This window comes from Kosakonia sp. MH5 (genome assembly GCF_009935945.1).
GTDB classification, from domain to species: Bacteria; Pseudomonadota; Gammaproteobacteria; order Enterobacterales; family Enterobacteriaceae; genus Kosakonia; species Kosakonia radicincitans.
This window is the reverse complement of record NZ_QODH01000017.1, coordinates 1-7,280: the sequence shown is the minus strand read 5'-3', so window position 1 is coordinate 7,280 and position 7,280 is coordinate 1. Positions and strand designations below refer to the sequence as shown.

General features: G+C 55.0%; 9 protein-coding genes. 5 read left to right on the top strand and 4 right to left on the bottom strand.

The genetic code is table 11. The annotated features are described in order from the left end of the window. Positions 1-365 precede the first annotated feature (365 nt). The 4 genes from DK872_RS25590 to DK872_RS25575 form a co-directional block, all read right to left on the bottom strand. Entirely contained in the window at positions 366-599 is a 234-nt protein-coding gene (locus DK872_RS25590) for a hypothetical protein (protein ID WP_161518979.1), read from the bottom strand. An 11-nt stretch (positions 600-610) separates the two neighbouring features. After that, complete coding sequence (locus DK872_RS25585) at positions 611-1,021, bottom strand: DUF1380 family protein (protein WP_161518978.1); 411 nt, start codon at positions 1,019-1,021, stop codon at positions 611-613. A gap of 85 nt (positions 1,022-1,106) precedes the next feature. Continuing rightward, a complete protein-coding gene (locus DK872_RS25580) occupies positions 1,107-1,760 on the bottom strand; it encodes a DNA methyltransferase (protein WP_161519038.1) in 654 nt (217 codons plus the stop codon). Between the two features lie 276 nt (positions 1,761-2,036). Then, the gene (locus DK872_RS25575) at positions 2,037-2,585 is read right to left on the bottom strand and encodes a TetR/AcrR family transcriptional regulator (protein WP_161518977.1); all 549 of its coding nucleotides are present in this window, start codon (positions 2,583-2,585) and stop codon (positions 2,037-2,039) included. A 133-nt stretch (positions 2,586-2,718) separates the two neighbouring features. Here DK872_RS25575 and DK872_RS25570 point away from each other — a divergent pair, with 133 nt between their 5' ends. The 5 genes from DK872_RS25570 to DK872_RS25550 all read left to right on the top strand — a co-directional run bounded on the left by DK872_RS25570 (position 2,719) and on the right by DK872_RS25550 (position 7,039). Then, entirely contained in the window at positions 2,719-3,804 is a 1,086-nt protein-coding gene (locus DK872_RS25570) for an alkene reductase (protein ID WP_161518976.1), read from the top strand. A 72-nt stretch (positions 3,805-3,876) separates the two neighbouring features. Then, positions 3,877-4,659 carry an SDR family oxidoreductase gene (locus DK872_RS25565; RefSeq protein WP_161518975.1) on the top strand — a complete coding sequence of 261 codons (783 nt, stop codon included), beginning with the start codon at positions 3,877-3,879 and terminating at the stop codon, positions 4,657-4,659. Between the two features lie 132 nt (positions 4,660-4,791). Beyond that, entirely contained in the window at positions 4,792-5,610 is an 819-nt protein-coding gene (locus tag DK872_RS25560) for an oxidoreductase (protein WP_161519037.1), read from the top strand. Between the two features lie 2 nt (positions 5,611-5,612). Continuing rightward, the gene (locus tag DK872_RS25555) at positions 5,613-6,005 is read left to right on the top strand and encodes a hypothetical protein (RefSeq protein ID WP_161518974.1); all 393 of its coding nucleotides are present in this window, start codon (positions 5,613-5,615) and stop codon (positions 6,003-6,005) included. Positions 6,006-6,019: 14 nt separating this feature from the next. Then, entirely contained in the window at positions 6,020-7,039 is a 1,020-nt protein-coding gene (locus DK872_RS25550; RefSeq protein ID WP_161518973.1) for an NADP-dependent oxidoreductase, read from the top strand. The last annotated feature ends 241 nt before the right edge of the window (positions 7,040-7,280 follow it).

Here is a 7,280-nt window from a genome sequence, read left to right as displayed (position 1 = left end):
AAGCATGAGCGGAGACGCGAAGCATGAGCGGAGACGCGAAGCATGAGCGGAGACGCGAAGCATGAGCGGAGACGCGACGGGAGTAAGCGCGCAGAGGCGAGTGCGAACGGGGGAGGAGGCGAGCTTGCGATCTCTTGAACACGCAGCGGCCGGGCTAAAGTGAAGTCACGGCACCGGCCGCAGACCGCACGGACAGGGTTTTCTGCCCTTCCCGGCCGCAGGCGGAAAACAGCGGCGCGCAGCAACATCCTTTTCCACAGCGCGGCTGCACAGTGCGGGCATAACCCTGTGGATAAAAGCCCGTCGGCCCTGGTGACAGAGGAAAAAACGGGGGTGGTCATAAAATAACCACCCCGGCCCGATCCTCACCGGCTCAGGCAGCGCCGCAGCCGGGCGACACGCCGGGATGCATCATGCAGGGCGTCGTTAATGTCCTCCACGGCCAGCATGGCAAGCCGGGCTTCAGCACAGTCACTGTCGCGCGGCCAGCGCTGGCGCATCGTATGAATACGCAGATACACCGCCGTCAGCGCATCATCGATGGCGGCCACATCGGCCGCCAGTTCATCGCCGGCCCTGTCAGGGGTCTGTCCGTTCATGGTGTTCCCCCTCATGCGGCCATCAGGTATCTCAGCGCCGACAGGGCAGAAAGCCCCCGTGCCACCGTCTCCGGCGTGGACTTCCCGGCATCCCAGGCCGCCGCATCCTGCTCATTCAGACCGCGCTCAGCCCAGCAGCTCACCTGTTCCAGCAGTGCAGCCGGTACGCTGACCATCTGCGGCGCCGCCCGCAGACCGGCCAGCAGTTCCAGTACCGTACCAAAGGAAATCCCCTCTTCCGCATGGTCACCGCTGCCGGCACTGCCAATCTCCGCCAGAATGTGGTCGGCTTCCTGCTCCGTCATGTCCTCCGCCGCCCCCATAATGGTTTCGCGGGTCCAGACCAGCAGGGCAAGTTTTTCGGTGTCGCCAAAGGCGCGTTTCAGTTTTTTATTCAGTTCCTTACGGGTTCCGTACAGCATGATTTTCTCTCTTCTTAATCTGTATTCGCGTCGCGGGTGGCGAACGCCGCCCGCCGTGTCGTTGTGTGCGTGTGGCGCCGGGGCATCACGCCGCAGCCGGGTGCATCAGGGCGCGCTGTTCGCCGAGGCGGCGCAGCCCGGCGGCGTGGTACTGCGCCATCAGCTCGATACCAATCCAGCGCCGGCCGCACTGGTCGGCGGCGACACAGGTAGAGCCGCTGCCGGCGAACGGATCCAGCACAAGGTCACCGGGCCGGGTGAAACTCTCAATCAGCGGGCGCAGGATGCTGGCCGGTTTTTCTGTCGGGTGATGGCGGTTGCCGGTGTATTCCCAGGGCATCACGTCCGGGAGCGGGTTCTGCGGCAGTGCCGGGCGGCCTTTCGCCAGGACATAGGCGCTTTCGTGCTGGTAGCCGACAAAGGCGGATTTCGAGGCATAGGATTTGGTGAAGACCAGGTGGCCCACGACGCGGAAACCGGCCGCTTTCCAGGCCTGCATGAAGGTATCGACGCGGTTCCAGCCATAAAAACTCACCGCCAGGCTGTTATTTTTCAGTACGCGGTACATCTGCTGGCTGGCCGGCAGTACCCATTCGTCGTTAACGTCGTTGGCGATCGAACGGCCGGACCGGTCCTTAAAGCCGACGAGGTACGGCGGGTCAGTGAGAATGAAATCGATGCTGGTATCCGGAAAGGTGGCCATCAGCTGCACGCTGTCACCCTGCATGAAACGGGACATGTTCTGCTCCTGTGTATGAAGGGGCACCCCTGTGGTGCCGTGACCGCCACACAGACGGGCGAACAGCTGAGCAAACAAGTGCGGACGCGAAGCCGCACGCGCCGCCGGAGCGGACTGAATGTCCCGCGCACGGCGGGGAACGGGTGAGCATGACGACAGGGTGAACCCTTCCGGACGCAGTGGCCGGGCTAACGTGATGGCACGGCGTGCTGGTTGTTACCGGGGGAATTTAATTATTTCAGGGTCTGCTATGTGCCAGGAGCAGACGTTGGCAGTTCAATCCTCACGGGCGTCCTGATGGAGAAGACGCATGCGGCACACATCCAGAATTTCATCAGCAAGAGCGGAATTATCCGGGCAGGCTCGGGATAGTACCAGGGCACCGACAAGATGCGCTATGGTATCTATCAGGTCTGCACGCGTTTCATGTTCATTTTCTAAAACTGCCAACTGACGTTCAATTCCGGCCGCAAAAGTCTCCCTGATTGATTCAGACTGCCGGGCTGTATCAGCACCAAGTGCCGACATCACGCAGCCCTTTCCCATATCATCGCGATGGGGTCGGGAGAGGTAGTATTCAATAAATCTTTCCCGGTCCACACCTGCCGTGCTTTCTGCAGAACGCGTAAAACCGCAGTTCATTGCCTCCGCCATCAGATCAGCCTTAGAGCCAAAGTGCTTATAGAAACCGCCGTGGGTTAACCCTGCCGCTGACATCAGTTCCGCAACGCCCACGCCGTCAAAACCGCGTTCACGAAAAAGTTCTGAAGCCGTTTCAACAATGCGTGTCCGGTTTTCCCGAACCTGCTCTTTTGACACTTTCATGCTTTGCTACACCTCTCAAAAATAGGGTCTAAGTATACATTGATGATGATCATAATCAAACCAGTTGACTTTATAGATTATGAACATCATCATTAAATTGACCTTTGACCCACCACTTAGCAAGAGAATAAACATGACGACATTATTTCAACCTTATGATCTCGGGCCAATAACACTTGCCAATCATGTCGTGATGGCACCGCTGACGCGTAACCGGGCCGGAGCCGGTTTGGTTCCCAACGAACTGGCGGCGACCTACTATGCCCAGCGCGCAACAGCAGGCTTGTTGATTACTGAAGCCACGCAGATCTCCGCACAGGCGCAGGGCTATCAGGATACGCCGGGTATCTATACACAGGCTCAAATCGATGGCTGGCGCAAAGTGACTGATGCGGTGCATGCCAAAGGTGGGCGCATATTTGTACAGTTATGGCACGTAGGACGAATTTCGCATGTCGATTTACAGCCGGGTGGCGCGGCGCCGGTCGCCCCGTCCGCCATCCGTGCCGGGACCAAGACCTTTGTGAACAACGGTTTTACGGACGTCTCTGAACCACGTGCGCTCGAGCTGCAGGAAATACCGGGGATTATCGACGATTTCAGAAAAGCTGCCGCCAATGCCATTGCCGCCGGGTTTGACGGCGTTGAGATCCACGGTGCAAATGGTTATCTGCTGGAACAATTCCTGAAAGATGGCGCAAACCAGCGTAATGATGAATACGGCGGCTCTGTCGAAAATCGTGCGCGCCTGCTGCTGGAAGTCACGGCGGCCGTAAAGGATGAGATCGGCGCAGAACGCACTGGCGTACGCATTTCACCGGTTTCACCTGCTAATGCGATTTCGTGCAGTGATCCGCAGCCACAATATGACTACCTCGCTGAACAACTCGATGCATTAGATATTGTGTACCTCCATGTGGTTGAAGGTGCTACGGGCGGCCCGCGAGATGTATCACCGTTCGATTACGACGCACTACGCCAGCGCTTTAAAAACACCTGGATCGGCAACAATGGCTATGACCTGGCGCTGGCGTCCACTCAACTTGCGCAAGGCAAAGCCGATCTGTTCGCGTTTGGTCGCCCGTTCATCTCCAATCCGGATCTGGTCGAAAGACTGAAGACGGGCGCGCCTCTGGCCCCACTCAATCCTGAAACACTTTATGGCGGTGGCGCGCAAGGCTACACCGATTATCCGTCGCTTGCCGAGACCAGCAAGTAGATCTGTGGTGTCACGGTTCTACATACATCGCGCAGTGCGAATTCTGTTTACACATTATTAAAGAAGATCAACATGACTAAAGTTTCAGTTCTCATTACAGGTGCCTCCACGGGTATTGGTGCTGTCTACGCTGAACGGTTTGCCCGCCGGGGTCACGACCTTGTTCTGGTTGCACGTGACAAAGCGAAGTTAGAAATACTGGCCGATCGTCTGCGACAGGAAAATGGCATTTCTGTCGATGTTTTGCCTGCCGACCTCACGCAAGCGAGTGATTTAGCCCAGGTCGAAGCCCGCCTGCGTGAAGACACGCAGATTGGCATTCTTATCAATAACGCGGGTATCGCGCAGTCTGGCAGTTTTACAGAGCAGACGCCTGAATCGATAGAAAGCCTTATAGCGCTTAACGTCACCGCCCTGACGAGGCTTGCCAGTGCCGTGGCGCCACGGTTTGTGCAGGCGGGTGAAGGCTCGATCGTTAATATCAGTTCCGTCGTAGGCCTGGCCCCGGAATTTGCCATGACGGTTTACGGCGCAACCAAAGCCTTTGTGCTTTTCCTGTCCCAGGGAATGAATGTAGAGCTGTCGTCTAAGGGCATTTATATCCAGGCGGTGCTCCCTGCCGGCACTTACACGGAAATTTGGGACCGTGCGGGTATCGATATCAGTAACTCGACAAAATTCATGGAAGTGGGCGAGTTGGTGGATGCCGCACTGGTTGGCTTTGATCGCCGTGAGCTCGTCACCATCCCGCCGTTACATAATGCTTCACGCTGGGACACCCTCGATGCTTCGCGTCAGGCTCTGCTTTCTGACATCAGACAAGATGAAGCTGCCGAACGATATAAAGCACTTTAGTCAATGAGGTGCACTCTGCAGAACGGTCTTCCGGCTGTTCTGCAGAGAAGTAAACCCGATATAAATCCCTTATAGCGTTTCCTCTCAGCAGCGATGAGAAACCTCAAACAAATCATGAAGGCCTTATTCAGCATGACAAAAAAACGAGTAGCGTTGGTTACCGGCGCGTCCTCAGGTATTGGCGAAGCGTCGGCAATTAAACTTTTAGCGGCGGGGTATACGGTATATGGCACAAGCCGGCGTGGCGCCCTGGCGGGAAAGCATCCGTTTCCGTTACTGACACTTGATGTGACAGACGACGCTTCTGTCGGGGCCGCCATTGAGGAGTTGCTGCGTCTGGAGGGGCGGATAGATCTTCTGGTGAATAATGCAGGCTTTGGGATCGCTCCGGCGGCTGCGGAAGAAAGTTCTGTCGAACAGGCCAGGCATATGTTCGACACCAACTTTTTGGGCATCGTCAGGTTGACCCGGGCGGTGATCCCTCACATGCGCCGCCAGGGCAGTGGGCGCATTATTAACATCGGCTCGATACTTGGGGTCGTTCCGTTTCCGTATGTGGCACTTTATGCTGCCAGTAAGTATGCGGTCGAGGGGTATACGGGGGCACTGGATCATGAATTACGCACGCAGGGTATCCGGGTTTCTGTCATCGAACCTGCTTACATGAAAACACAGTTTGGAGCCAATACTATAGAGCCGGACGCCAGGCTTGAAGAGTATGACCTGATCCGGGCTAAGCTGGCGAAAGTGCTTGGCAAGGCAATGGCCGAAGCGGAAAGCCCTGAGATAGTAGGTGATGTTGTGGTTAAAGCCGCTCAGGCTTTACATCCAAAAGTGCGATACACGGCAGGAACGCTGGCCGGTAAATTGAATTTTCTCCTCAGGTTCGCGCCTGCCTCATTCCTGGATAAGGTCGTGCGTAAAAGTCTTCAGCTGGATGCGAAAGGTTAAAAATGAAATTTTCTCAACTGGCTGTTCTGACTGCGGTGTTGTTTTTCATCCTGGCCACGGCATGGATGTTTTTCCCGGAACAGCTTTTAACGCAATGGGGCATTGAGACCACGCCGGGTACCGACGTTATTTGTCGCCGCTCGGCTGCATTTTTTGCAGGAATAAGCGTTATGTGTTTCCTGGCCAGAAATGCCGGGCCTTCCCCGGCCCGTTATGCTCTGGCCGCGGGTATCAGCACAATAGCGATTATTTCAGCCGTGCTGGGCATCGCTGAATGGCGCGAAGGGCATGTTAGCGGGCAGATCCTTTTTGCCGTGTTAATCGAGCTGTTCCTGGGTACCGCCTTTTTACTCAGCAACAAGACCCCTGTGAAAAATGTTACTGGCAAATACTAAAGGGTAAAGAACAAATGAAAAGCAGGACGATGAAAGCCTTTACGTTTAAACGTTATGGTAAATCCCCTGACCCGGGATTCGATGACGTGGATTTTCCTTCCCCCGGTGCTGATGAAATCCTGGTGAAGGTACACGCGGTTGGCCTTAACCCGATTGACAACATGATCCCAACCGGAATGTTTAAGCCGGTATTGCATTTTAAACTCCCTGCGACGCTGGGCAGTGATTTGGCCGGTGTCGTCGTTGCAGTGGGGGCTCGTGTGACCCGTTTTATCCCGGGTGACGAAATTTTTGCCAGTATTTTCGATACGGGAATGGGCTCCCTGGCCGAATTTGTTGTGGTTCCTGAAAGTCTCGCGGCTATTAAACCGGCAAATCTGGATTTTGTGCAGACAGCTTCACTTCCGATGGTGAGCCTCACATCCTGGCAGGCGTTCACAGAGCGAGCGAATCTGCAGCCTGGACAGAAGGTTTTCATCCCGGCAGGTTCCGGAGGAATTGGGAGCTTTGCGATCCAACTGGCTAAGCACCTTGGTGCGAAGGTGGGAACAACAACAAGTTCAGTGAACGTCGAGTGGGTAAATCGTCTGGGCGCAGATGAAGTGGTCGACTATAAAAATCAGGAATTTGAAAACGTACTGAGTGGCTACGATATTGTTCTGGGCACTGTCAGAGGGGATGCAATTGAAAAGTCCACTCAAATTCTTAAACCTGGCGGAAAGATTATTTCTCTCATCGGGCCGTTAGATGCCGCGTTCGCACAGGCCCGGGGATTGAACTTTTTACTGCGTTTTGTGTTCCGGCTGATGAGTCGTAAGATTATACGTCTTACGAAAAAACGAGGCCTGACCTATTCATTTCTCTTCGTTCGACCTGACGGCGCTCAATTAACTCAAATAAGCAAACTCACAGAAGCGGAACACATCATCCCTGTGATCGACAAGGTTTTTCCCTTTGCAGCGACAAAGGATGCTCTTGACTATCTTGCCCGGGGACATGCGAAGGGCAAAGTTGTTGTTACGATGCAAGAGTGACAACAACGACGGTTTGCGTCTGCCCACGATAAGAGACAACCGCTAAAGTCTGTTGCCTCAGGAACTAAATCCGCTGCCTCATGGAAGAGATGCGGCATGTCCGCTGTTCGCTCTTAACAGACATGCCGGTCCACTGACTGGCTGCTGCCTGCCAAAAGCGGAGCTCTATAAGAGCCGTAGAAGGTCAACTACCACGTTGCTTCTCTAATCGAATAAAAGCGCCATCTAATGTTGTCTTATT